General features: G+C 71.3%; 22 protein-coding genes. 19 read left to right on the plus strand and 3 right to left on the minus strand.

The features are described 5' to 3' along the window. Position 1: 1 nt before the first annotated feature. The 16 genes from ACSGDB_RS00275 to dnaE all read left to right on the plus strand — a co-directional run bounded on the left by ACSGDB_RS00275 (position 2) and on the right by dnaE (position 19,165). Complete coding sequence (locus ACSGDB_RS00275) at positions 2-1,543, plus strand: UDP-N-acetylmuramoyl-tripeptide--D-alanyl-D-alanine ligase (protein ID WP_434991884.1); 1,542 nt, start codon at positions 2-4, stop codon at positions 1,541-1,543. Next, positions 1,540-2,640 carry a phospho-N-acetylmuramoyl-pentapeptide-transferase gene (gene mraY / locus ACSGDB_RS00280; protein ID WP_434991885.1) on the plus strand — a complete coding sequence of 367 codons (1,101 nt, stop codon included), beginning with the start codon at positions 1,540-1,542 and terminating at the stop codon, positions 2,638-2,640. The genes ACSGDB_RS00275 and mraY overlap by 4 nt, the downstream gene beginning before the upstream one ends. Beyond that, the gene (gene murD / locus ACSGDB_RS00285; protein WP_434991887.1) at positions 2,637-4,214 is read left to right on the plus strand and encodes a UDP-N-acetylmuramoyl-L-alanine--D-glutamate ligase; all 1,578 of its coding nucleotides are present in this window, start codon (positions 2,637-2,639) and stop codon (positions 4,212-4,214) included. Before mraY ends, murD begins: the two co-directional genes overlap by 4 nt. Then, on the plus strand, positions 4,214-5,599 hold the full coding sequence (gene ftsW / locus ACSGDB_RS00290) for a putative lipid II flippase FtsW (RefSeq protein WP_434991888.1): 1,386 nt from the start codon (positions 4,214-4,216) through the stop codon (positions 5,597-5,599). The genes murD and ftsW overlap by 1 nt, the downstream gene beginning before the upstream one ends. Before the next feature lie 25 nt (positions 5,600-5,624). Continuing rightward, on the plus strand, positions 5,625-6,746 hold the full coding sequence (gene murG, locus ACSGDB_RS00295; protein ID WP_434991889.1) for an undecaprenyldiphospho-muramoylpentapeptide beta-N-acetylglucosaminyltransferase: 1,122 nt from the start codon (positions 5,625-5,627) through the stop codon (positions 6,744-6,746). Next, positions 6,743-8,248, plus strand: coding sequence for a UDP-N-acetylmuramate--L-alanine ligase (murC, locus tag ACSGDB_RS00300; protein WP_434991890.1), 1,506 nt, complete (start codon positions 6,743-6,745; stop codon positions 8,246-8,248). Before murG ends, murC begins: the two co-directional genes overlap by 4 nt. Continuing rightward, the gene (locus ACSGDB_RS00305; RefSeq protein WP_434991891.1) at positions 8,245-9,114 is read left to right on the plus strand and encodes a cell division protein FtsQ/DivIB; all 870 of its coding nucleotides are present in this window, start codon (positions 8,245-8,247) and stop codon (positions 9,112-9,114) included. Before murC ends, ACSGDB_RS00305 begins: the two co-directional genes overlap by 4 nt. Before the next feature lie 223 nt (positions 9,115-9,337). Further along, the gene (gene ftsZ, locus ACSGDB_RS00310) at positions 9,338-10,534 is read left to right on the plus strand and encodes a cell division protein FtsZ (protein ID WP_434991892.1); all 1,197 of its coding nucleotides are present in this window, start codon (positions 9,338-9,340) and stop codon (positions 10,532-10,534) included. Positions 10,535-10,537: 3 nt separating this feature from the next. Next, positions 10,538-11,287: a polyphenol oxidase family protein gene (locus ACSGDB_RS00315; protein ID WP_434991893.1), complete on the plus strand. Its 750-nt coding sequence runs from the start codon at positions 10,538-10,540 to the stop codon at positions 11,285-11,287. Then, positions 11,284-12,048 carry a YggS family pyridoxal phosphate-dependent enzyme gene (locus tag ACSGDB_RS00320; protein ID WP_434991911.1) on the plus strand — a complete coding sequence of 255 codons (765 nt, stop codon included), beginning with the start codon at positions 11,284-11,286 and terminating at the stop codon, positions 12,046-12,048. Before ACSGDB_RS00315 ends, ACSGDB_RS00320 begins: the two co-directional genes overlap by 4 nt. A 94-nt stretch (positions 12,049-12,142) precedes the next feature. Next, entirely contained in the window at positions 12,143-12,664 is a 522-nt protein-coding gene (locus ACSGDB_RS00325; protein WP_434991894.1) for a cell division protein SepF, read from the plus strand. 57 nt (positions 12,665-12,721) lie between these two features. After that, on the plus strand, positions 12,722-13,012 hold the full coding sequence (locus ACSGDB_RS00330; protein ID WP_434991896.1) for a YggT family protein: 291 nt from the start codon (positions 12,722-12,724) through the stop codon (positions 13,010-13,012). 146 nt (positions 13,013-13,158) lie between these two features. Beyond that, positions 13,159-13,803, plus strand: a complete 645-nt coding sequence (locus tag ACSGDB_RS00335; RefSeq protein ID WP_434991897.1) for a DivIVA domain-containing protein — start codon at positions 13,159-13,161, stop codon at positions 13,801-13,803. Between the two features lie 307 nt (positions 13,804-14,110). Beyond that, positions 14,111-14,623, plus strand: a complete 513-nt coding sequence (gene lspA, locus ACSGDB_RS00340) for a signal peptidase II (protein ID WP_434991913.1) — start codon at positions 14,111-14,113, stop codon at positions 14,621-14,623. Beyond that, on the plus strand, positions 14,620-15,555 hold the full coding sequence (locus ACSGDB_RS00345; RefSeq protein ID WP_434991898.1) for an RluA family pseudouridine synthase: 936 nt from the start codon (positions 14,620-14,622) through the stop codon (positions 15,553-15,555). The genes lspA and ACSGDB_RS00345 overlap by 4 nt, the downstream gene beginning before the upstream one ends. Positions 15,556-15,625: 70 nt before the next feature. Next, positions 15,626-19,165 carry a DNA polymerase III subunit alpha gene (gene dnaE, locus ACSGDB_RS00350; RefSeq protein WP_434991899.1) on the plus strand — a complete coding sequence of 1,180 codons (3,540 nt, stop codon included), beginning with the start codon at positions 15,626-15,628 and terminating at the stop codon, positions 19,163-19,165. Between the two features lie 54 nt (positions 19,166-19,219). Here dnaE and ACSGDB_RS00355 read toward each other — a convergent pair whose 3' ends face one another. After that, positions 19,220-19,747, minus strand: coding sequence for a flavin reductase family protein (locus ACSGDB_RS00355; RefSeq protein WP_434991900.1), 528 nt, complete (start codon positions 19,745-19,747; stop codon positions 19,220-19,222). Positions 19,748-19,832: 85 nt separating this feature from the next. On the opposite strand from ACSGDB_RS00355, the gene ACSGDB_RS00360 reads away from it, so the two are divergent. The 3 genes from ACSGDB_RS00360 (at position 19,833) to nrdR (ending at position 22,417) form a co-directional block, all read left to right on the plus strand. Then, entirely contained in the window at positions 19,833-20,360 is a 528-nt protein-coding gene (locus ACSGDB_RS00360; protein WP_434991901.1) for a hypothetical protein, read from the plus strand. 72 nt (positions 20,361-20,432) lie between these two features. After that, positions 20,433-21,797, plus strand: a complete 1,365-nt coding sequence (gene hisD, locus ACSGDB_RS00365) for a histidinol dehydrogenase (protein ID WP_434991902.1) — start codon at positions 20,433-20,435, stop codon at positions 21,795-21,797. Positions 21,798-21,916: 119 nt separating this feature from the next. After that, positions 21,917-22,417, plus strand: coding sequence for a transcriptional regulator NrdR (gene nrdR / locus ACSGDB_RS00370; protein ID WP_434991903.1), 501 nt, complete (start codon positions 21,917-21,919; stop codon positions 22,415-22,417). 131 nt (positions 22,418-22,548) lie between these two features. On the opposite strand, the gene ppgK is transcribed toward nrdR, so the two are convergent. Together ppgK and map are read right to left on the minus strand one after the other, a co-directional pair. Then, a complete protein-coding gene (gene ppgK, locus ACSGDB_RS00375) occupies positions 22,549-23,361 on the minus strand; it encodes a polyphosphate--glucose phosphotransferase (protein ID WP_434991905.1) in 813 nt (270 codons plus the stop codon). Between the two features lie 87 nt (positions 23,362-23,448). Then, positions 23,449-24,266, minus strand: an 818-nt coding sequence (gene map / locus ACSGDB_RS00380) for a type I methionyl aminopeptidase (protein WP_434991907.1), incomplete at its 5' end; no start/stop codon positions are given.

Genomic DNA, 24,266 nt, shown 5'->3' on the forward strand with positions numbered 1-24,266 from the left:
CATGATTGAATTCAGCGCAGCCGAGATCGCGGCACTCACGGGCGGACGACTGGTCGGGATGGATCCCGCGGGCCCCGCCGTCACCGTCACCTCCGCAGCCACCGACTCCCGCGAGAGCCTCCCCGGGTCGCTCTTCGTGGCCAAGCCCGGCGAGGCATCCGACGGGCACCTGCACATCGGATCGGCCTTCGCGCGCGGCGCCGTCCTCGCGCTGGCCGAGCGGGAGGTGGCAGGACCGGACGACGTGCCCTACCCCTCCGTCGTCGTCCCCGATGCCGTCCTCGCGATGGGCGAGCTCGCCGCGGAGACGGTCCGCCGCCTGCGCGCCGCCGGCGACGTGACGGTCATCGGCATCACCGGCTCCGCCGGGAAGACCACCACCAAGGACCTCCTCGCGGGCATCCTCGCCGAGGCGGGCCCCACGGTCGCGCCGCGCGGATCCTACAACGGCGAGGTCGGCGTGCCGCTGACGGTCTTCCAGGCGACCTGGGAGACGCGCTACCTCGTGATCGAGATGGGCGCCACCAAGCCCGGGCACATCGCCTACCTCGCCTCGCTGGTCCAGCCCGACGTCGGTGTGGTCCTGGGCGTCGGTTCCGCCCACGCCGGCGAATTCGGCGGCGTGGAGAACATAGCCCGGGCCAAGGGGGAGCTCTTCGAGGCCCTCGCCGCGACGGGCACCGCCGTCATCAACGCCGACGACGAGCGTGTCCTCGCCATGCGGTCCCGGACCGGGGCACGCACCGCCTTCTTCACCTCCTCGGACGACTTCGCGGCCGGGGGCAGCGTGGTGCGGGCGAGGAACAGCACGACGACGCCCGGCGGCAACCCCTCGTTCACCCTCACCTTCCCGGACGGCGGCGAGCACGAGATCGTGTCCCCGCTCCTCGGGCTGCACCACACGACGAACCTGCTGGCCGCGGCGACCGTGGCCTTCGAGGTCGGGTGCCCGCCTGCGCGGATCGCGGAGGGCCTGCGCAGCCTGGCCGCCGCGAGCCGCTGGCGCATGGAGCGCACCGAGCGCGCCGACGGCGTGACCGTCATCAACGACGCCTACAACGCCAACCCGGAGTCGATGCGCGCCGCCCTGCGGACCCTCGCCGAACTCGGCCGCGGCCGACGCCGGACGTGGGCCGTGCTGGGCGAGATGCTCGAACTGGGGGAGAGCACCATCGAGGAGCACGACCTCCTTGGGCGCGTGGTGGTCCGGCTCAACATCTCGAAGCTCGTCTGCGTGGGCCCGAATACCCGGGCGCTCTTCAACGGAGCCGTCCTCGAGGGATCCTGGGGCAGCGAAGCCGTGCACGTCGACGACGTCGAGGCGGCGGAGCGGCTGCTGGCCGCGGAACTCGAGCCGGGGGACATCGTCCTGTTCAAGTCCTCGAACGGGGCCGGCCTCCGGTTCCTCGGGGACAGGATCGCGCAGCAGCCCGGCGCGGACTCCAGCCGGAACCCCGGCCCGCACTCCCGTCCCGTCCCCCCAGCAGCCGAGCCCGACGCGGCCAGCGCCCCTGACGCTTCCGGAAAGGCCTCCCCGTCGTGATCGCAATCCTCATCGGCTCGGCCATGGCCCTGGTCTTCGCCTTCGTCGGAACGCCCCTGTTCATCAGGCTCCTCGTGAAGAAGAGTTACGGCCAGTTCATCCGCGACGACGGACCGACCGCGCACCACACGAAGCGCGGGACGCCGACCATGGGCGGCGCCGTCATCGTCGGGTCCGTGCTGCTGGCCTACTTCCTCACGCACCTCCTCATGATGGCGATCGGCGCCCCGGCCTCCGGGCCGACCGCGTCGGGGCTCCTGCTGCTCTTCCTCGCCGCAGGCATGGGACTCGTGGGCTTCGCCGACGACTACATCAAGATCTCCAAGCAGCGCAGCCTCGGCCTGTCGGCCCCGGCGAAGATCGTCGGCCAGACCGGCGTCGGCGTCGCCTTCGGCATCATGGCCCTGATGTTCCCCAACGAGCAGGGGCGGACACCGGCCTCCACCGCGATCTCGTTCATCCGCGACACCCCGATCGACCTCGCGTTCGCGGGCTCGGTCGTCGGCGCGATCCTCTTCGTCATCTGGTCCCTGCTCATCATCACCGGAGCCAGCAACGGCGTGAACCTCGCGGACGGCCTGGACGGGCTCGCCGCGGGCGCCTCGATCCTCGTCTTCGGCGCCTACATGCTCATCGGCATCTGGCAGAGCAACCAGAGCTGCGGATCGGCGGGTGCGGGCAGCGTCTGCTACGAGGTCCGCGACCCCCTGGACCTCGCCCTGATCGCTGCGGCGATGTGCGGAGCGCTCGTCGGCTTCCTGTGGTGGAACACCTCACCCGCGAAGATCTTCATGGGCGACACCGGATCCCTCGCGATCGGCGGCGCCATCGCCGGCTTCGCGATCCTCTCCCGCACCGAACTGCTCCTGGTGATCCTCGCCGGCCTGTTCGTCCTCATCACGCTGTCCGTCATCATCCAGGTCGGCTACTTCAAACTCTCGGGCGGCAAGCGCGTCTTCAAGATGGCGCCCCTCCAGCACCACTTCGAGCTCAAGGGCTGGCAGGAGGTCACCGTGGTGGTCCGGTTCTGGATCCTGGCGGGCCTCTTCGTCGCGGCGGGACTCGGCATCTTCTACGCGGAATGGGTCGTCGGATGAGCGGATCCCCGGGGGGCACGACCCCCACCACGTGGGAGACCCCACGCCTGGCGCACCTCACCTCGTGGGACGCCGACTGGGCAGGGCTGCGCGTCGTCGTCGCCGGCCTCGGGGCCTCCGGCTTCTCCGCGGCCGACACCCTCATCGAGCTCGGCGCCGTGGTCGTCGTCGTCGATGCGGGCCGGACGCCCGCCAACGAGGCGAAGGCCGACACCCTCCGGATCGTCGGCGCCCGCGACGTCCTGCTCGGAGCAGGCCACGCCACCACCCTGCCCCTCGTCGACGGCGAGCAGCCCGACCTCGTGGTGACCTCACCCGGGTGGCCGCCCACCCAGCCCCTGCTCGCCGAGGCGGCGTCCGCCGGCATCCCCATCTGGGGCGACGTCGAGCTCGCCTGGCGCGTCCGCATCCGCGAGGGCCGCCCCACCGCCGAGTGGCTCACGATCACCGGGACCAACGGGAAGACGACCACGGTCGGCCTGACCGAATCCATGCTCATCGCGGCCGGCAAGCGCGCGATCGCCGCCGGCAACGTGGGGACCCCCATCCTCGACGTCATCCGCGACCCGCAGGGCTACGACGTCCTCGCCGTCGAACTGTCCAGCTTCCAGCTGCACTGGGCGCATTCGATCGAACCCCTGGCGAGCGTGTGCCTGAACATCGCCGAGGACCACGTCGACTGGCACGGCAGCTACGAGGCCTACCTCGCGGCCAAGGCGTCGGTCTACGAGCGCACGAAGATCGCCTGCATCTACAACGTGGAGCAGCGCGAGACGGAGACCATGGTCGAGGACGCCGAGGTGATGGAGGGCTGCCGGGCCGTGGGGTTCACGACCGGCATGCCGTCGATCAGCATGATGGGCGTCGTCGAGGACCTGCTCGTCGACCGCGCCTTCATCGAGCAGCGCAAGGACTCGGCCGCGGAACTGGCCTCCGTCAGCGAACTCGGCGAGGTCGTGCCCCGTCATCTCGTCGCCAACGCCCTGGCCGCGGCCGCGCTCGTCCGGGCCGCCGGCGTCCCCGCAACCGCGGTGCGCGACGGCATCCGTGCCTTCCAACCGGGCGACCACCGGATCCAGGTGGTCGCGAACGAGGACGGCGTGCTCTGGATCAACGATTCGAAGGCCACCAACCCCCATGCGGCCTCCGCGTCGCTCGCCTCCTTCTCCTCCGTGGTCTGGATCGCCGGGGGACTGTCCAAGGGCGTCTCCTACGAGGACCTCGTACGGGACCACGCCGGGCGGCTCCGCGCCGTCGTCCTGCTCGGCGAGGACCCCTCACCCCTCCAGGGTGCGCTCGCCCGACACGCACCCGATGTTCCGGTGTCCCTCCCGCCGACCGCGCACACTGGACGGGGGCGCGACGCCGGGTCATCCGACCCGGTCACCGGAGACGCCCTGATGCAGTGGGCGGTCGCGGAAGCAGCGCGACTCGCCCAGGACGGCGACACGGTGCTGATGGCGCCCGCCGCCGCGTCGATGGACCAGTTCTCCTCCTACGCGCACCGGGGGGCGGCCTTCATGGCGGCCGTCCACGCCCGCGGCGGACAGGGGACAACCGCGAAGGAGTCGTGATGGCCACGCCAACCCGTTCAGGAGGGCGCAAGCCCTCCGTCCGTCCCGCCCGGACGCCGGGAGCAGGCCGGACGGCCGGTGCCGTCGGCACGGTCTCCTCGCCGCCGTCGAGCCGTTCCGCGACGCGCGGGCGGACGGTGCGGAACGGTGCCACCACCGTCACACCGAGTCCATCGGCAGGGGCGTCGACCGACGAGCCTGCCCGGGGCCTGCGCTCCCGCCTGCGGCGCGGCTGGAAGGTCCTCGAGGGCTCGGACCACTCGCCGTCGGGATCCAGCTACTACCTGATCCTCGGGGCAGCCCTCGCGCTCACCGCCATCGGCCTCATGATGGTGCTCTCGGCGTCCTCCGTCGAGGCCATCTCCGAGGGCAAGGACACCTTCGACCTCTTCCTCAAGCAGGCCGTCTGGGCCGGCGCCGGACTGATCCTGATGCTGGTGCTCTCCCGGCTCGGACCCCGCGCCTACCGGGCGCTCGCCTGGCCGAGCCTGGGCATCGCGATCGTGCTCCTCGTCCTCGTGCTGGTCATCGGCGTCGAGATCAACGGCAACAAGAACTGGATCCGCATCGGCTCGCAGACGCTCCAGCCGTCCGAACCGGCGAAACTGGCGCTGGCACTGTGGTTCGCGGTCGTGCTCGAGCGCAAGAAAGCGCTGATCCGTGACTGGAAGCACGCCCTGGTCCCTGCGCTGCCGCTGGGCGGCCTGCCCATCGGCCTCGTCCTGATCGGCGGGGACCTCGGGACCGGGCTCGTGCTCATGATGATCGCCGCCGCGGCGCTCTTCTTCGCCGGCGCGCCCCTCAAGATGTTCACCCTGGTGGGGGCCGCGGCCGTCGCCGGGTCCCTCCTGATGGTCGCGACCAGCTCGAACCGCGGGGGGCGCATCGCCGCCTGGCTCCGGCTGAACTGCGACGACGGCACGGACCTGTGCATGCAGTCCGACAACGGGCTGTTCGCCATGGCCTCCGGCGGCTGGTTCGGGGTCGGGATCGGCCAGAGCCGGCAGAAGTGGAACTGGATCCCCGAGGCCCACAACGACTTCATCTTCGCCATCATCGGCGAGGAGTTCGGGCTGATCGGCACCTTCGTGGTGGTGCTGCTCTTCGGCATCCTCGCCGTCGCGACCATCCGCGTCGCGATGCGCTACACCGATCCGTTCGTGCGGATCCTCATGGGCTCCATCCTCGTCTGGCTCATCGGCCAGGCGTTCGTCAACATCGGCATGGTCACCGGGCTGCTGCCCGTCATCGGCGTGCCGCTGCCCTTCATCTCCTACGGCGGGTCCGCGCTGACCTTCACGCTCGCCGCCGTCGGCGTCCTGCTCTCCTTCGCGCGGAAGACCCCGCAATCCGCCGTCGCGGCGCCGGACCGGCCCGCGTCCTGACCTCCGGAAGAGGCTCCCTACCCCCATGACACATCCCACCACCGACGATCGCGCGGTGTCCGTCGTCCTCGCCGGCGGCGGCACGGCCGGCCACATCAGCCCGCTGCTCGCCATCGCGGGGGCCATCACCGACCGGGTGCCGGCTGCGCGTATCACGGCGGTGGGAACCGAAGCGGGCATGGAGACCCGCCTCGTCCCGGCCGCGGGTCTCGAGCTGCGCACCATCGACCGGGTGCCGATGCCCCGGCGGCCCTCGACGGACCTCCTCAAGCTCCCGGTGCGCCTCCTCCGGGCCGTCCGCCAGGCGCGGGCGATCGTGGCGGACGCCGGGGCCGACGTCGTCGTCGGGGTGGGCGGGTACGTCTCGACGCCGGTGTACCTCGCCGCGTGGACCCGCCGCGTCCCCGTCGTGATCCACGAGGCCAACGCCCGGCCCGGGATGGCGAACCGGGTGGGCGCCCGGATCGCGGCACGCGTGGCCGTCGCGTTCGACGGCACGGGCCTCACCGACGCCGTGCTGGTGGGCATGCCGATGCGCCGCAGCATCGCCGACCTCGACCGCGCGCACGACAGCGCGGAAGCCCGTTCCTCCCTCGGGCTCGACCCGGACCGGCCCACGCTCATCGTCACGGGGGGCTCCTCCGGCGCCGCGAGCCTGAACCGCTCCGTGGCCGCCGCGGCGCCCGGGCTGACCGCTGCCGGCATCCAGGTCCTGCACATCACCGGCCGGGGCAAGCAGGCCCGCGGCGACGACGGCACGCTGCTGGCGACGCCCGGGTACCACCAGGTCGAGTTCGTCGACGGGATGGAGCGCGTGTACGCCGCGGCCGACCTCCTGGTCGCCCGCGCGGGCGCAGCCACCGTCAGCGAGGTCGGCGCGGTGGGGCTGCCCGCCGTCCTCGTCCCGCTGGCCCACGGCAACGGCGAGCAGCGGCTCAACGCGGCGGGGCTCGTGGACTGCGGCGGGGCGATCGTCGTCGACGACGCCGCCTTCACCCCCGAGTGGATCCTGCAGAACGTCCTGCCGCTGGTCGCCGACGCACCGCGGCTCGCCGCGATGTCGGAGGCGTCCTACGCGCAGGGCGTGCGGGACGCGGACCGGCGGATGGCGGAGCTCGTCCTGACCGTCGCGGAGGGGAACCGATGAGCACCGACCACGGCAGGACGACCGACGACGGCACGACGGAAGGTACGGGCATTCCCAGCAGCGGCATCACCGGGAGCAGCGGGCCCGCCGGCGCGGTCCTGGCGGAACCGGTCCACTTCATCGGCGTGGGGGGCGCCGGCATGTCCGCCGTCGCCCGCGTCCTCCTCGGCCGCGGCCTGCGGGTCTCCGGCTCCGACGCGGCGGAGTCCAGGACCCTCCGGGCCCTCGCCGCGCTCGGCGCCGACGTCCACGTGGGCCACGGCGCCGCCGCGGTCCCCGCGCACGGCACCGTCGTCGTCTCCTCCGCGATCCGCGAGACCAATCCGGAACTCGCCGAGGCCCGGCGCCGTGGCCTGCCCGTGCTGCACCGCTCGGAGGCACTCGCCGCGGCGATGAGCGGCCGCACCGCCGTCGCGGTCGCCGGGACCCACGGCAAGACGACGACGACGGCCATGATCACGGTCCTGCTGCGGCAGGCGGGGCTCGAACCCTCGTTCGCGATCGGGGGGGACGTGGCCGCCCTCGGCGTCAACGCCGAGTGGACCGGCGGGGACGTCTTCGTCGCCGAGGCCGACGAGTCCGACGGCTCCTTCCTGAACTATGCGCCCCGCATCAGCGTGGTGACGAACGCGGAAGCGGACCACCTGGACCACTACGGCACCGCCGAGGCCGTGCACGCCGCGTTCCGGCAGTTCGCCGACCGGCTGCCCGAGGACGGCCTGCTGGTCGCCTGCGCCGACGATCCGGGCGCCGCCGCACTCGCCGCGGCCGTCCCCCCGTCCCGCCGCGTGCGGACCTACGGGTACGCCGCCACGGCCGACCTCCGCATCAGCGACACGCGGGCGGTGGGCAGCACCACGAACAGCGTCCTGTCCTTCGCCGTCGACGGCCTGGACGCCGAGCAGGAACTGCAGCTGAGCGTGCCGGGGCGCCACAACATCCTGAACGCCGCGGCCGCGTTCGCGGTCGCACTGGAACTCGGGGTGGACCCGGCCGTCGCCGCCACGGGCCTGTCCCTCTTCTCGGGCGCCGCACGCCGGTTCGAGGCGCGGGGCGAGGGCGACGGGGTGCGGGTCTTCGACGACTACGCGCACCACCCCACGGAGGTGCAGGCGGCCCTCACCGCGGCACGCACCGTGGCGGGGGAGCACCGCGTGCACGTCCTGTTCCAGCCGCACCTCTTCTCCCGGACGCGCGAGTTCGCCGCCGGGTTCGCCGACGCGCTGTCCCTCGCCGACACCGCCGTGGTCCTGCCCGTCTACGCCGCGCGGGAGGACCCGGTCGACGACGTCGGAGGCTGGACGATCACCGACCTCATGCGCGGTCCCGGCGCGGCGTACGTCCCCGACCCGGACGAGGCCCTGCGAGCAGTGATCGGCGGCGCCCGGCCCGGCGACATCGTCCTCACCATCGGCGCCGGCGACGTCACGCAGTACGGCACCCGGCTCGTCGGCCTGCTGACGGACCGGGCCACGGGCACGGCACCGGGAACCGCCGGATGACGCCGAGGAAGCCCCCCGCGACGCGGGCGCTCGGCGCGAGGGGTACCCGTGCCCCGGTCGCGGGGAGCACGACGGGCGGCACGGGCAGCACCCGGGCGCGCGGCAGCACCGCCACGCTCGGGGGACGGCCGGAGGGCGGCGGTTCCGGGACCGTCCTGGATTTCCCCGCCCCGCAGCGCTCGCACCGGCTGAGGAACACGCTGCTCGCCGTCCTCGCCGTCACGCTCGTCCTGGGGGGCCTCGTGGCGTACGTGATCTTCTCGCCGGCCCTCGCCCTGCGCACGGTCTCCGTGCAGGGCAACACGCTGGTGACGACGGCGGAGGTCGAGTCGGCGCTCGAGCCGCTGGCCGGGACCCCGCTCACCCGGATCTCACGCGAGCAGGTCGCGGACCTGCTCGCCGACAAGGCACCCGTGGAGGACGTCCGGATCGCCGCGCAGCCGCCGTCGACGCTCGTCGTGACGGTGGAGGAGCGCGTGCCCGTGGCCGTCCTGCAGACCGGCACCGGCTTCGCGCTCGTCGATGCCGAGGGCAGGCAGCTCACGAGCGTCGCCGAGCGGGGTGACGTCAAACTGCCCCTGATCGACGGCGGCGCCAACGCGGTCAACTCGGAGGTGTTCTCCTCCATCACCGCGGTGCTGGTCGAGCTGCCGGCCGGCATCCTCTCGCGCCTCAACAGCGCGTCGGCGTCGAGCGTCGATTCCATCCAGCTCTCCCTGACGGGTGCGCAGCGCATCTTCTGGGGCAGCGCCGAACGCAGTGCGGAGAAGGCACGGGTGCTCGAGGCCATGCTGTCGCTCCCGGCGACGGACCCGCCCGTCAAGGTGTTCGACGTCAGCACCCCGGACCGGCCGGTGACGCGGTGAGGCCTCCGAGCCGCCGCGACACGGGGGATCGGGAGCCGACACGCCGACACGCGGCGCCCGGTCTTTGCAACCGGATGCGTATGCACCTAGCGTCGGACATAGAAGTTACTTGACATAACGTTAACCCTCAACCTGAACGTTAACGTTGTCTCGGGTGAAGGTCGACGCCGGAGCACCGGCGGACCCCTGTACAGCACACAGATTCGAACAAGGGACACAGGACGTGGCAGCACCTCAGAATTACTTGGCCGTCATCAAGGTCGTCGGCATCGGCGGCGGCGGCGTGAACGCCGTCAACCGGATGATCGAGGTCGGACTCCGTGGCGTGGAGTTCATTGCCATCAACACCGACGCCCAGGCCCTGCTCATGAGCGACGCCGACGTGAAGCTCGACGTCGGGCGCGAGCTCACGCGCGGCCTCGGTGCCGGAGCGGATCCCGAGGTCGGCCGGCGCGCCGCCGAGGACCACTCCGAGGAGATCGAGGAAGTCCTGCGGGGGGCGGACATGGTCTTCGTCACCGCCGGCGAGGGTGGCGGAACCGGCACCGGCGGCGCGCCCGTCGTCGCCCGGATCGCCCGGTCCCTCGGCGCCCTCACGATCGGCGTGGTCACGCGCCCGTTCACCTTCGAGGGACGCCGCCGGTCGAACCAGGCGGAGAGCGGCATCGACACGCTCCGCGAGGAGGTCGACACGCTCATCGTGATCCCGAACGACCGCCTGCTGTCCATCAGCGACCGCAACGTCTCGATGCTCGACGCGTTCCGCTCCGCGGACCAGGTCCTGCTCTCCGGTGTCCAAGGCATCACCGACCTCATCACCACGCCGGGCCTGATCAACCTCGACTTCGCCGACGTGAAGTCCGTGATGCAGGGCGCGGGGTCCGCGCTCATGGGCATCGGTTCAGCACGCGGCGAGGACCGTGCCGTCAAGGCGGCCGAACTCGCCATCGCGTCGCCGCTGCTCGAGGCCTCCATCGACGGCGCCCACGGCGTCCTGCTGTCCATCCAGGGCGGCTCCGACCTCGGCCTCTTCGAGATCAACGAGGCCGCGCGCCTCGTGCAGGAGGTCGCGCACCCCGAGGCGAACATCATCTTCGGCGCCGTCATCGACGACGCCCTCGGCGACGAGGCCCGGGTGACGGTCATCGCGGCCGGGTTCGACCAGGTGGACGCCACCTCGCAGCCCGTCGCGGCGGCCCCCGCGGCGCGGCCCGCCGTCGCCCCCCGCGTGGGCGGCGACCAGCAGCGCACGGCCGGTGCGGCGACCGCGGGCCTCGGCGCCTGGTCGCAGCAGCGCGCCCAGAGCGTGCAGGCCGTCCCGGCGGACTCCGGCTTCGACGTCGACCTCCCGGCGATCGTCGAGCCCGACCTGTCGGCCGGTCGCTCCGACGACCTCGACGTGCCCGACTTCCTCAAGTAGTCGGTGGGCACGGACGACGCAGCCGCGCCGACCTCCGCGTTCCACTGGAACGCGGAGGTGGGCCCGGACCTCAGGGTGGCGTTCACGGCCGTGGGTGCGGGCAACCTCGCCCTCCATGTGGGCGACGAGCCCGACGCCGTCCACGGCAACCGCCGCCGGCTCGAGAGCGCGATGGGCGTGCCTGCCGGCGCCCTGCGCTTCCTGAACCAGACCCACTCGGACCGTGTGGCCGTTCTCGACCGGGCGACGCAGGGCGCCCCCGACGCCGACGGCGCCGTGTCGCCGGACGGCAGCGAGCCGCTCGCGGTCCTCGTCGCCGACTGCGTCCCGATCGTCCTCGCGGACGCCTCCGTGGCGGACGGCGGGACGGGCGCCACGGCCGTGGTGCATGCCGGGCGGGCCGGCGTCGGCAACGGGATCGTCGAGCGCGCGGTCCGGACGCTCCGCAGCCATGGTGCCCTGGACCTCGCGGCCTGGATCGGCCCGTCCGTGTGCGGATCCTGCTACGAGGTCCCCGAGGACATGATGCGGGCCATGGCGCAGGTGCTTCCCGAGGCCGCGTCACGCACGCGTGGCGGTACGCCGGCACTCGACCTGCCGGCTGCCGTGCGGGTGCAGCTCGCACGTGCCGGCGCCAGGGTCGAGCCCCTGGACGGCGCCGGTCCCTGCTGCACGGTCGAGAACCCGACGCTGTACTCCCACCGGCGGGAGCCGGGAGCGGGGCGTATCGCGGGCCTCGTGTGGCGGACGTGACGGCGGGCGGGCAGCCCGATCCCGCCCGTGCCCGCGAGCTCGAGGGCCGCCTGCGGGCCGTCCGGGCGCGCATCTCCTCCGCCGCGGGGACGGCCGGACGCGGCGAACCGGAGCTGATCGTCGTCACCAAGTACTTCCCCGCCTCCGACGTGCGGACCCTCGCCGGGCTCGGTGTCACCGACGTCGGCGAGAACCGCGACCAGGAGGCCGCCGCGAAGGCCGCCGACCTCCAGGATCTCGGGCTGAACTGGCACTTCATCGGGCAACTGCAGACGAACAAGGCGCGGTCGGTGGTCCGCTACGCCCACAGTGTGCACTCCGTCGACCGCCTCCCGCTCGTCACGGCCCTCGGCAAGGCCGTCGGGGTGGAGCAGGAGCGCCGGGCCGGGGCGGGGCTGGGCCCACGGGAGGACCTTCGCTGCTTCCTCCAGGTCACCCTCGATGCGGGGGCCGACCCCGCGCAGGCGCGGTCGGGCAGGGGAGGGGCGCTTCCCGCAGACGTGCCGGCCCTCGCCGAGGCCTGCGCCGCCACGGAGGGCCTGAGGCTCGCGGGAGTGATGGCCGTGGCACCGCTCGGCGCCTCCCCGGCCGAAGCGTTCGAACGGCTCCTGCACGTCTCCGCCGCAGTGCGCGCCGTCGACCCCGCCGCCGCCGCCATCTCCGCGGGAATGAGCGGAGACCTGGAGGAGGCCGTCGCCGCCGGAGCGACACACCTCAGGATCGGGTCCGATGTTCTCGGTCCGCGTCCCGCCGTGGGGTAGCGTCGACGCTGGAACGGCGGTACGACGGGCACCGGGTCGGTGGCCCGTGCAACGGCCGCGGACCCACCGATCCACTCTCAGAACAGGAGTCACCATGGCCGGCGCACTGCGCAAGACGATGATCTACCTTGGGCTCGCCGACGGTGACGAGCACTACGAGCCCGAAGCGAAAAGCGCGCAGAGCAGGAACGAGGACTACACGGTGGATTACGATCGCGACGAGCGTCACCTCGAGCCGGCACCGGCCGCAGTGCGCGTGGCCCCGGCCGAGGAATACCGGGCGCCGGTCACGCCCATCAAGCGCGCACCCTCGTCCCGTGAGGACGCCGCCGCCCTGCGCCAGATCACCACGATCCACCCCCGCTCCTACAACGACGCGAAGCTCATCGGCGAGAGCTTCCGCGACGGCATCCCCGTGATCATGAACGTCACCGACATGGGTGAGGCCGACGCCAAGCGCCTGGTGGACTTCTCGGCGGGCCTCGTCTTCGGTCTGCACGGCAGCATCGAAAGGGTCACGAATAAGGTGTTCCTGCTCTCGCCGTCGTATATTGAAGTTCTCGGCGAGGACCTGAAGGCAAGCGAAGGACAGACCAGCTTCTTCAACCAGAGCTGAGCTGCGGCCCCCCGGTCGCGCACGACCCTCCGAGGCCCGAAGGACTGAAACTGCTCTGTGAGTCTGGTATTCGCCCTGATCTACCTGGTACTGATGCTCTTCCAGCTCGCCCTGATCCTGCGCATCATCTATGACGCCGTTCAGGGTTTCGCCCGCGACTGGCGCCCCCAGAAGTCCGCGCTGGTGCTGGCATCGGGCATCTACTCGGTGACGGATCCCCCCATCAAGGCCCTGCGCCGCTTCATCCCGCCCCTCCGCCTGGGCTCGGTCCAGCTCGATCTCGCCTTCCTGGTGCTGTTCGTCGTCGTGCTGATCCTCATGTCCGTGTCGGCGGGTCTCGCGCGCTAGCGCCCGTGCATGTTCGGCAATGACACCGGGGAAGATATACGCTGATGCTCAATCCGACGTGAGCCCCGCGGCCCACGTCCGCAATCCGGTACCGCAGCCAGAACCGCCAGCCGGCGGGCCGGCTTCTATCAGTATGAGGTGACCCCATGGCTCTGACGCCAGAAGACGTTGTCAACAAGAGGTTCCAGCCGACGAAGTTCCGCGAGGGCTACGACCAGGACGAGGTCGACGACTTCCTCGACGAGATCGTCGTCGAGCTCCGCCGCCTGAACTCCGAGAACGAGGAACTGCGCCGCCGGCTCGGGGACGGCCCCTCGGACGCCGCCCAGGCCACGGCCATCCCCGCGCCCGTCGCCGCGAGCACGCACACCGAGCCCGCGACCGACGAGACGGCGGCCGCCCCGGCGGTCCAGGCCGACGACGAGGCCAGCCCCGCGGCGATCCCTGACACCCCGGCCTCCGCGGCCCCCGTCACCTCGGCCGAATCGGCTGCGGGCGTCCTCGCCATGGCGCAGCGCCTGCACGACGAGTACGTGAACGCGGGCGTGGAGCAGCGCGACAAGATCATCGCCGAGGCACAGCTCGAGGCCACGGGCCTCGTCGACGAAGCCGAGGAGAAGAGCCGGAAGACCCTCGGGGACCTCGAGGAGCAGAAGACGGTGCTCGAGCGCAAGGTCGAGCAGCTCCGCGGTTTCGAGCGCGACTACCGTGCACGCCTCAAGGCCTACATCGAGGGTCAGCTCCGCGACCTCGATGCCCGCGACTCCCTCGCGACCGAGTCCGCCTCCTAGCGAGGCGGCCCGCCCCGACCCGCGTCGGGGCAGCAGTGGAAGGGCCGGTGGCCGGGGGCACGCTCCCGGGAGCCGGCCCTTCCGGCGTCAGGACCGTTCGCGGGGCCCGTGCGGGCCCCCCGGGATCCTGGTGACACACCCACGCAGCACCGAACCTCTTGGATGGACCGTGAACGAGCAGCAGCCCGCCGACACCACCCCCGATCCCGACGGCGACCCGTCGGCGGCAGCGGACACCGGCCCGGGCGGCGGGACGGGAGCCGGGACTGGAGCAGGGCGCCGCGTCCCGGCGCGCTACGGGCTCCTGATGATCGCGTGTGCGCTGATCGCCTACGTGGCCGACCAGCTCACCAAGTGGTGGGTCGTCTCCACGATGACCGAGGGGCAGATCACGCCGGTCCTCCCGCCCCTGCTCAGCTGGCGCTTCTTCCGCAACCCGGGGGCCGCGTTCTCGATCGGGACCGACTACACCTGGGTCTTCACGATCATCATGGTCGTGGTGTCCACGGCCCTCGTCCTGCAGGTGAGGAAGGTGGCCTCCCTCGGGTGGTCCGTGGCCCTCGGCCTCGTCCTCGGGGGAGCCCTGGGCAACCTGACGGACCGCCTCCTGCGGGAACCCTCGTTCGGCCAGGGCCACGTGGTGGACTTCATCGCCCTCCCGAACTTCGCCATCTTCAACATCGCCGATTCGGCGGTGGTCAGCGGCGTGGTGCTCATCTGCATCCTGACCCTGCGGGGCATCGGACTGGACGGTCGCCGCACGGACGACGGGCCGGCAGTCCCACCCGACGGAACCGGCGACGGATCGGGACGGTCATGACGGGGGACCGCCGGGAGCTGGTCGTACCGGCAGCGGAGGCCGGCAACCGGGCGGACGCCGCGCTCGCGCGCCTGCTGGACGCCTCCCGCTCCGCCGTCGCCCAGTGGTGCGCGGACGGGCGGGTGCTGCGCGGAGGTGCGCCGCTGGGCAAGTCGGACCGCGTCCACGCCGGCGACAGCATCGACGTCGACCTGCCGGACCCCGAGGACAGGCACCGTGTCATCCCGGAGGCGGTCGACGGCATGGGGATCCTGCTCGACGACGAGGACTTCGTCGTGGTCGACAAACCCGTGGGCGTCGCCGCCCACCCGTCGCCGGGCTGGGTGGGACCGACGGTCGTGGGCGCCCTCGCGGCGGCCGGGTACCGCATCTCGACGTCGGGAGCGCCGGAACGCGTCGGGATCGTGCACCGGCTCGATGTCGGGACCTCGGGTGCAATGGTGGTCGCCAAGACCGAACCCGCCTACACGGCCCTGAAGCGTGCCTTCAAGGAGCGCACCGTGGACAAGGTGTACCACGCCGTCGTCCAGGGACTGCCGGAGCCGCTCAAGGGCACCATCGACGCGCCGATCGGCCGTCACCCGCACCACGAATGGCGGTTCGCGGTCATGGAGGGCGGCCGGGACTCCGTGACGCACTACGAGGTGCTCGAGGCCTTCGGGCGGGCGAGCCTCGTGGAGGTGCACCTCGAGACCGGCCGGACCCACCAGATCCGCGTCCATTTCTCCGCCCTCCGGCATCCCTGCGCGGGTGACCTCACCTACGGCGCGGACCCGCGCCTGGCCGCCGAGCTCGGCCTGACCCGGCAGTGGCTCCACGCCCACCGCCTGGGCTTCGCCCACCCGCGCACGGGCGAGCCGGTCACCGCCACCAGCCCGTACCCGGTGGATCTGGCCTACGCCCTGACGGCCCTGTCCGACGGCCTGGTCTGACACGCCGGGCGGACCCCGGGCGACACGCCCCGGCGTCCGTCGCGGGGCGGGGGAGCACTAGACTCGTGGGGTGGCTACTCCTGCATCGACAGATTCGTTCGTCCATCTCCACAACCACACCGAGTACTCGATGCTCGACGGCGCCGCCCGGCTGACGGACCTCTTCAGCCACACCGAGGAACTCGGCATGAAGGCCCTCGCCACGACGGACCACGGGTTCGTGTTCGGCGCCTTCGACTTCTGGAGCAAGGCCACGAGCGCGGGCATCAAGCCCATCATCGGCGTCGAGGCCTACCTCACGCCGGGGACCGCACGGAACGACCGCACCCGCGTGCAGTGGGGCGGCGGCGGACGCGACGACGTCTCCGGCGCGGGCGCCTACACCCACATGACCCTGTGGTCCGAGACGACCGAGGGCATGCACAACCTCTTCCGCATGTCCTCCCTCGCCTCCCTCGAGGGCTACCTCTACAAGCCCCGCATGGACCGGGACCTCCTCCAGACCTACGGGAAGGGCCTGATCGGGACGACCGGCTGCCCGTCCGGCGAGGTCCAGACGAAACTCCGGCTCGGCCTGTACAACGAGGCCAAGCAGGCGGCGTCCGACTTCCGCGACATCTTCGGGGCGGAGAACTACTTCTGCGAGCTGATGGACCACGGGCTCGACATCGAGCGGAACGTCAAGGCCGACCTCATCAAGCTGGCGCACGAGCTCGGCCTCCCGCTCGTGGCCACCAACGACCTGCACTACACCCACGCCGAGGACTCCAAGGCCCACTCGGCCCTGCTGTGCGTCCAGTCCGGATCAACGCTCGCGGACCCCAAGCGCTTCAAGTTCGACGCCGACGAGTTCTACCTGAAGTCGCCCGCCGAGATGCGTGCGATCTTCCGCGACTATCCCGAGGCCTGCGACAACACGCTGCTCATCGCCGAGCGCTGCGACGTCGAGTTCAACACCAAGGCCAACTACATGCCCCGGTTCCCCGTGCCGGAGGGCGAGAACGAGCAGTCCTGGTTCGTCAAGGAGGTCGAGACCGGCCTGCAGTACCGGTACCCCGCCGGGATCCCGGACGACGTCCGCAAGCAGGCGGAGTTCGAGGTCGGCGTCATCACGCAGATGGGCTTCCCCGGCTACTTCCTCGTCGTCGCCGACTTCATCAACTGGGCGAAGAACAACGGGATCAGGGTCGGGCCGGGCCGCGGCTCGGGCGCCGGGTCGATGGTGGCGTACGCGATGCGCATCACCGACCTCGACCCCCTTAAGCACGGCCTGATCTTCGAGCGCTTCCTCAACCCCGAACGCGTCTCCATGCCCGACTTCGACGTCGACTTCGATGACCGGCGCCGCGCCGAGGTCATCCGGTACGTGACCGAGAAGTACGGCGACGAGCGCGTGGCCATGATCGTCACCTACGGCACCATCAAGGCCAAGCAGGCGCTCAAGGACTCCTCCCGCGTGATGGGCTACCCGTTCTCCACGGGGGAGCGGCTCACCAAGGCCATGCCGCCGGACGTGATGGGCAAGGGCCTCGCCCTCGCCGACGTGCACAACAAGAACGCCAAGCGCTACTCCGAGGCGGAGGAGCTGCGCGAACTCCTGAAGACCGACGCCGACTCCGAGAAGGTGTTCGAGACGGCCCTGGGCCTCGAGGGGCTGAAGCGCCAGTGGGGCGTGCACGCCGCCGGCGTCATCATGTCCTCCGATCCCCTGATCGACATCATCCCGATCATGCGCCGGGAGCAGGACGGCCAGATCATCACGCAGTTCGACTACCCCACGTGCGAGGGGCTCGGGCTGATCAAGATGGACTTCCTCGGCCTGAGGAACCTGACGATCATCACGGACGCCGTCGAGAACATCAAGGCCAACAAGGACACCGACCTCGTCCTCGAGGACCTCGAGCTCGACGACAAGGAGTCCTACGAACTCCTGGCCCGCGGCGACACCCTCGGCGTGTTCCAGCTCGACGGCGGACCCATGCGGTCGCTGCTGAAGCTCATGCGCCCTGACAACTTCGAGGACATCTCCGCCGTCCTGGCGCTGTACCGGCCCGGCCCGATGGGCGTGAACTCGCACACGAACTACGCCCTGCGGAAGAACGGCCTGCAGGACATCGAGCCGATCCACCCCGAGCTCGAAGGGCCGCTCGAGGAGATCCTCGGCGGCACGTACGGCCTCATCGTGTACCAGGAGCAGGTGATGAGCGCCGCCCAGAAGCTGGCGAACTTCACGCTCGGCCAGGCGGACATGCTCCGCCGCGCCATGGGCAAGAAGAAGAAGTCCGAGCTGGACAAGCAGCAGGCCGACTTCTTCGCGGGCATGAAGGCCAACGGCTACTCGCAGGCCGCGATGGACAAGCTGTGGATCGTCCTCGAATCGTTCTCCGACTACGCCTTCAACAAGGCGCACACCGCCGCGTACGGTCTCGTGTCCTACTGGACGGCGTACCTCAAGGCCCACTATCCCGCCGAGTACATGGCGGCCCTGCTCACCAGCGTCGGCGACGACAAGGACAAGCTGGCGATCTACCTCAACGAGTGCCGCCGCATGGGCATCACGGTCCTGCCGCCGGACGTCAACGAGTCGAGCGTGAACTTCACCCCGGTCGGCAAGGACATCCGCTTCGGCATGGGCGCCATCCGCAACGTCGGCGCGAACGTCGTCGGTGCGATGGTGGGGGCCCGTGAGGAGAAGGGCGCCTTCACCTCGTTCAGCGACTTCCTGCAGAAGGTGCCCGCCGTCGTGTGCAACAAGCGCACCATCGAATCGCTGATCAAGGCCGGTGCCTTCGACTCCCTCCGGCATCCCCGGCGGGCCCTCGCGATGATCCACGAGGAGGCCGTGGACTCCGTGATCGTACTCAAGCGCAACGAGGCGGCGAACCAGTTCGACCTCTTCAGTGCGTTCGACGACGCCGGGGGCGCCGTGGGCGGCCTGTCCGTCGAGGTGCCGGACCTGCCCGAGTGGGACAAGAAGGACAAGCTGTCCTTCGAACGGGACATGCTCGGCCTGTACGTCTCCGACCACCCCCTCCAGGGGCTGGAGGGCATCCTCAGCCAGCACGCCGATTCCTCGATCCCCTCGATCATCAGCGAGGAGGGACCCGCGGACGGGGCGATCGTCACCATCGCGGGCATGATCACCTCGCTCCAGCGCCGGATCGCCAAGAACAGCGGCAACGCCTACGCCCGGGCGGAGGTCGAGGACCTGGCCGGGTCCATGGAGGTCATGTTCTTCGGGCAGGTGTACGGGCCGATCTCGGGGGTCCTCGCGGAGGACCTGATCGTCGTCGTGCGCGGCCGCCTGCAACGCCGTGACGACGGCGCCGTGATGCTCAACGCGCAGGAACTGACCGTGCCGGACCTCAGTGAGGGGCATTCGGGGCCGGTGGTGATCTCCATGCTGCAGCACAAGGCGACCGAGACCGCCGTCACGGCGCTCGGCGACGTGCTGCGGACGCACCCCGGGACCAGCGAGGTGCTGATCCGGCTCAACGGGTCACGCAAGGTCGAGGTCATGAAGCTGGGCGTGGACCTGCGCGTCAACCCGACGCCGGGGCTCTTCGGCGACCTCAAGGTGCTACTCGGGCCCGCCTGCCTCGACGCCTGACCGGGCGCGCCCCGCGCCGTCCGGGGTCGGGCCCCGTTCCGCCGGACCGGGACGTCAGATGACGTAGTCGGTGGCCGTCGGCGTCCCGTAGCTGCCGCCGTGGTAGAGCAGGGGGGCGCCGTCGGGGCCGATGCTCCCGGAGACCACCTCCGCGACCACCACCGCGTTGTTCTCGAAGGACAGGCGCATGCTGATGCGCCCCACGAGCCAGCCGGCGACGTCCCGGAGGATCGGGACGCCCTCCGGTCCCGGCTCCCAGTGGTCGCCCGTGAACCGGTCCTTCGTCCGCGCGAAGCGGTTCGCCAGGCCCTCGTTCTCCGTGCTGAGCATGTGGACGCCCACGAAGTTCGTGTTCGCGACCGCCGGCCAGGAGGACGAGGACCGCGCCATGTTGAACGAGAAGCGCGGCGGGTCGGCGGACAGCGACGCCACGGAGGTCGCCGTGAAGCCGTAGGGGACGCCGTCGTACATGGCGGTGAGGATGCAGACGCCGGCCGCGTGGCGACGGAAGACCTCGCGGAACGGCTCCGCGAGGCCGCCGGGGGGCGGTGTGGCGTGCGCTGCGATGCCTGGGTTGCTCACGTGGTTCCTCCGGGGTTCGACGGCGTTGGACTCCCAACCCTAGGTGCGCGTCCCGGACGCGGACGGGTTTGTTAATGTAGAAGTCATGCGCGCCAGCAAGCAACCGGCCACCGGATCGGCCACCTATCCGCCTCCCGTCTACGCCGAGGCCGAGGACCGGCGGTCGGTGCCGCCCGCGGGCGTCTTCTGGTGGCTCGGGTCCACGATCCTCCTCGGCGCCGTGCTCGGCGCCGCCTGGTGGCTGCTCGCCCCGACGGGACGCCTGTTCGGTGATCCGACCTCCGCCGACCAGTGGCTGCTCCGCGATCTCACCTTCGCCGGCCTCGGGCTTGCCGCCGGGATCGCCGTCGGCACCGTGGTGGCCCTCAGGCTCGCCCTGCCCGCCCCGACGGCGCGCGTCCTCGCCGCCATTGGAGGGTCCGCCCTCGGGTCACTCCTCGCCCTCGGCGTCGGTGAGGGCCTCGCCCTCCTCCTCGGACCACACGGGCGCGACGGCCTGCCCGGATCCGACTTCCTGCTGCACTCCTACGGCGCGCTGGCGATCTGGCCGGCCGCCGCCGCCGTCATCGTCTTCGCCACCGCCCTCATCGGCCTCGCCCGCCGGCGGACCTGACACCGGAGCCCCCGCCCGCACCCTCCTCCGGCGCGGTGACCCCGCCGTCGGCGCTCCCGATAGACTCTCAGGGTGAATCTCCCGTCCAGCACCTCCCCGACCGTCGGCTTCCGCACCATCGACCTGCGGGGCCGCACCCTGACACCGGGTGACCTGAAGAACGAGATGCCGCGCGCCGCCGCGGACGCCCGGTCCTCGGAGGCCGCCGTGCAGGCCATCATCGACGACGTCCGTGACCGGGGCCTCGACACGCTCCGCGAGCTCGCCCTGCGCTTCGACGGCGTCGAGCAGGAGCACCCGCGGGTGCCGGCCGCGGTCATCGAGGACGCCCTCGCGCACCTGGACGACGGCGTCCGGGCGGCACTCGAGGAGGCCATCCGCCGTGCGCGCCTCTTCGCCGACGCGCAGGTGCCGGACGACGTCGAGGTGCAGGTGGCGCCCGGGGCGCACCTGACGCACAAGTGGATCCCCGTGGACCGCGTGGGCCTCTATGTGCCCGGCGGACTCGCCGTCTACCCGTCCTCCGTGGTCATGAACGTGGTGCCCGCCCAGGCCGCCGGCGTCCGGTCGATCGCCCTCACCTCGCCGCCGCAGAAGGAGTTCGGCGGCTGGCCGCACCCCGTGATCCTCGCCGCCGCCGCCATGCTCGGCGTCACCGAGGTGTACGCGATGGGCGGGGCCCAGGCCGTCGCGGCCCTCGCCTTCGGGGTCCGGGACGACACCGGGGCCGGCCGGGACATCGATCCCGTCGACGTCGTCACGGGACCCGGCAACGTCTTCGTGGCCACGGCCAAGCGCCTGCTCCGCGGTCAGGTGGGCATCGACTCGGAGGCCGGCACCACCGAGATCGCCGTCCTCGCGGACGCGACGGCCGACCCCGACCTCGTCGCCGCGGACCTCGTGAGCCAGGCGGAACACGATCCGCAGGCGGCGTCCGTCCTCGTGACGGACTCGGAGGAGCTCGCGGCCGCCGTCGTCGACGCCCTCGGTGCCCGCGCCGCGAGGACACGGCACGCGGACCGGGTGCGGACCGCCCTGTCCGGTCCGCAGTCCGGCGTGATCCTGGTCGACGACGTCGAGCACGGGATCGCCGTGTGCGACGCCTACGCCGCGGAGCACCTCGAGATCCAGACCGCCGACGCGGCGGCGGTGGCGGGACGCATCCGCAACGCGGGTGCCGTCTTCGTCGGCGCCTACAGCCCGGTCAGCCTCGGGGACTACTGCGCGGGTTCCAACCACGTCCTGCCCACCAGCGGCACGGCGACGTTCGCCTCCGGCCTCAACGTGACCACGTTCCTGCGCGCCGTCCAGCTCGTGCACTACGACCGCGACGCGCTGCACGAGGTCGCATCCTCGATCCTCTCCCTGGCGGAGGCGGAGAACCTCCCCGCGCACGGGGAGGCCGTCGCGGCCCGCTTCGGGGCCGGCGCGTCCTGACCCGCCTGCAACCGCGCCGCCACTACATCTGGTAATTACAGTGTTGTTGTTTCACTACATGTAGTCCTAAACTGGTCCCGGCGCGTTGTTGGAACGGCCCACGGAGCGGGAGGGGACCCATGTACTGTCCGTACTGCCGCAACGCCGATTCCCGCGTCGTCGACAGCCGCCTCGCCGATGACGGCTCCGCGATCCGTCGCCGTCGGCAGTGCCCGGAGTGCGGCCGCCGCTTCAGCACCGTGGAGACGACCAGCCTCAGCGTGATCAAGCGGTCCGGAGCCGGCGAACCGTTCAGCCGGTCCAAGATCATCAACGGTGTCCGCAAGGCCTGCCAGGGCCGCCCGGTCACCGAGGACGATCTCGCCCTGCTCGCCCAGGAGGTCGAGGAGAACGTCCGCGCCAGCGGCGTCGCCGAGATCGACGCGCACGAGGTGGGACTCGCGATCCTCGGACCGCTCCGGAAGCTCGACCAGATCGCCTACCTGCGGTTCGCCAGCGTGTACCAGGGCTTCGAGTCCCTCGAGGACTTCGAGGAGGCCATCGGGACCCTGCGCCGGCAGAACGAGGACAACGGCCGGCGCGTCCCCGACGGACTGCAGCGGCCCCTGACGGCGCACTAGCGTCCGACCAGACCCCGGTGGTGGCTGCGGAGGGGAAGCCGACGCCACCACCGGTTCCATCCCCGGATGGCAGAAGCCCGGTACGGATCGGATCCGTACCGGGCTTCTGCGTGTCGGGGGCCGTCCCGGCGTCAGTCCTTCGTGCCGGAGAGCAGGGCGGCCTGCAGCGCCCCGCCCACGATCCCGGCGTGGTTCTTCAGCTGCGCCGGGATGATCGGGGTGCGCAGCTCCAGCGACGGCAGGTACTCGCTGCTCCGCTTCGAGATCCCCCCGCCCACGATGAACAGCTCGGGGGAGAAGAGGAACTCGACGTGCGAGAAGTAGCGCTGGAGGCGGACGGCGTACTCGTCCCAGTCGATGCCGTCCCGCTCGCGGGCGACGGCGGACGCCTTCGTCTCCGCGTCGTGGCCGTCGATCTCGAGGTGGCCGAGCTCCGCGTTCGGCACGAGCTTGCCGTCGAAGATGAACGCCGAACCGATGCCCGTGCCGAGGGTGATCACGAGGACCGTGCCCCTCCTGCCCTTGCCGGCGCCGTAGCGGACCTCGGCGAGACCGGCGGCGTCGGCGTCGTTGATCACGTGCACCTCCCGGCCGAGGACCTCGCTGAACAGGCCGTCGACGTCGGTGTCGACCCAGCTCTTGTCCACGTTGGCCGCGGACCGGGCGATGCCGTGCTGGATGATGGCGGGGAAGGTGACACCGACCGGGACGTCCGGGCCGGGGCCTTCGGGCCGCGAGGAGAGCTCCGTAACGATCTGGGCGACCACTTCCGCGACGGCCCGGGGCGTCGACGGCTTCGGGGTCGGGACCCGGAACCGTTCGCCGACGATCACGCCCTTCTCGAGGTCGACGATGCCGCCCTTGATGCCCGTGCCGCCGATGTCCACGCCGATGACCGTGGCGGGGAGCTTCTTCGATTTCTTCTTGTCGGTGTCCTTGGCCATGATTCTCTCTTGACGGGTGGGGGCGTCGTCCGGCGTCGGCCGGACATGGTCGTGGTGCAGCGCACCGGGTGGGCTGCGGGGGCGGTGCTACGGGAGGGTCAGGACCTCGGCGCCGCGGTCGGTGACGAGCAGGGTGTGCTCGAACTGCGCCGTCCTCTTCCGGTCCTTCGTCACGACGGTCCAGTCATCCGCCCACATGGTCCAGTCGATGGTCCCGAGCGTGAGCATCGGTTCGATCGTGAACACCATGCCCGGCTCGATCACGCGGTTGTACGCCGGGGCGGCGTCGTAGTGCGGGATGATCAGCCCGGTGTGGAAGGCCTCGCCCACGCCGTGCCCGGTGAAGTCACGGACAACACCATAACCGAAGCGCTTCGCGTAGGACTCGATGGTGCGGCCGATGACGTTGATCTCCCGGCCCGGGGCGACGGCGCGGATGGCACGGTTGAGGGACTCCTCGGTGCGCTCGACCAGCAGGCGGGATTCCTCGTCGACGTCGCCGATGCAGAAGGTGTGGTTCGTGTCGCCGTGGACGCCGTCCTTGTAGGCGGTGATGTCGATGTTCAGGATGTCGCCGTCCTCGATCACCGTGGAGTCCGGGATGCCGTGACAGATGACCTCGTTGAGCGACGAGCACAGCGATTTGGGGAAGCCCCGGTAGCCGAGGGTCGAGGGGTAGGCGCCGTGGTCGAGCAGGAACTCGTGGCCGATCCTGTCCAGGTGGTCGGTGGTCACGCCGGGTCTGGCGTGGTTGCCGACCTCGACGATGGCCTGCGCCGCGATCCTGCCGGCCACGCGGATCTTCTCGATCGTCTCCGGGGTCTTCACCTCCGAACCCGTGAACGGGGCGGGCGCCTTGCGGCCCACGTACTCCGGGCGGGGGATCTCCCGGGGCACGGGGCGCT

The sequence above is a fragment of the Arthrobacter sp. Ld5 genome (assembly GCF_051172775.1).
Classification (GTDB): Bacteria; Actinomycetota; Actinomycetes; order Actinomycetales; family Micrococcaceae; genus Arthrobacter_D.

Excerpts from the sequence above, each read along its gene's own strand:
- murC (WP_434991890.1), top strand. The coding sequence starts at position 6,743 with ATGAGCACCGACCACGGCAGGACGACCGACGACGGCACGACGGAAGGT.
- ACSGDB_RS00325 (WP_434991894.1), top strand. The coding sequence starts at position 12,143 with ATGGCCGGCGCACTGCGCAAGACGATGATCTACCTTGGGCTCGCCGAC.
- ACSGDB_RS00345 (WP_434991898.1), top strand. The coding sequence starts at position 14,620 with ATGACGGGGGACCGCCGGGAGCTGGTCGTACCGGCAGCGGAGGCCGGC.
- ACSGDB_RS00360 (WP_434991901.1), top strand. The coding sequence starts at position 19,833 with ATGCGCGCCAGCAAGCAACCGGCCACCGGATCGGCCACCTATCCGCCT.
- lspA (WP_434991913.1), top strand. The coding sequence starts at position 14,111 with ATGATCGCGTGTGCGCTGATCGCCTACGTGGCCGACCAGCTCACCAAG.
- ftsW (WP_434991888.1), top strand. The coding sequence starts at position 4,214 with ATGGCCACGCCAACCCGTTCAGGAGGGCGCAAGCCCTCCGTCCGTCCC.
- ppgK (WP_434991905.1), bottom strand. The coding sequence starts at position 23,361 with ATGGCCAAGGACACCGACAAGAAGAAATCGAAGAAGCTCCCCGCCACG.
- murD (WP_434991887.1), top strand. The coding sequence starts at position 2,637 with ATGAGCGGATCCCCGGGGGGCACGACCCCCACCACGTGGGAGACCCCA.
- murG (WP_434991889.1), top strand. The coding sequence starts at position 5,625 with ATGACACATCCCACCACCGACGATCGCGCGGTGTCCGTCGTCCTCGCC.
- ACSGDB_RS00305 (WP_434991891.1), top strand. The coding sequence starts at position 8,245 with ATGACGCCGAGGAAGCCCCCCGCGACGCGGGCGCTCGGCGCGAGGGGT.
- nrdR (WP_434991903.1), top strand. The coding sequence starts at position 21,917 with ATGTACTGTCCGTACTGCCGCAACGCCGATTCCCGCGTCGTCGACAGC.
- ACSGDB_RS00335 (WP_434991897.1), top strand. The coding sequence starts at position 13,159 with ATGGCTCTGACGCCAGAAGACGTTGTCAACAAGAGGTTCCAGCCGACG.
- ACSGDB_RS00275 (WP_434991884.1), top strand. The coding sequence starts at position 2 with ATGATTGAATTCAGCGCAGCCGAGATCGCGGCACTCACGGGCGGACGA.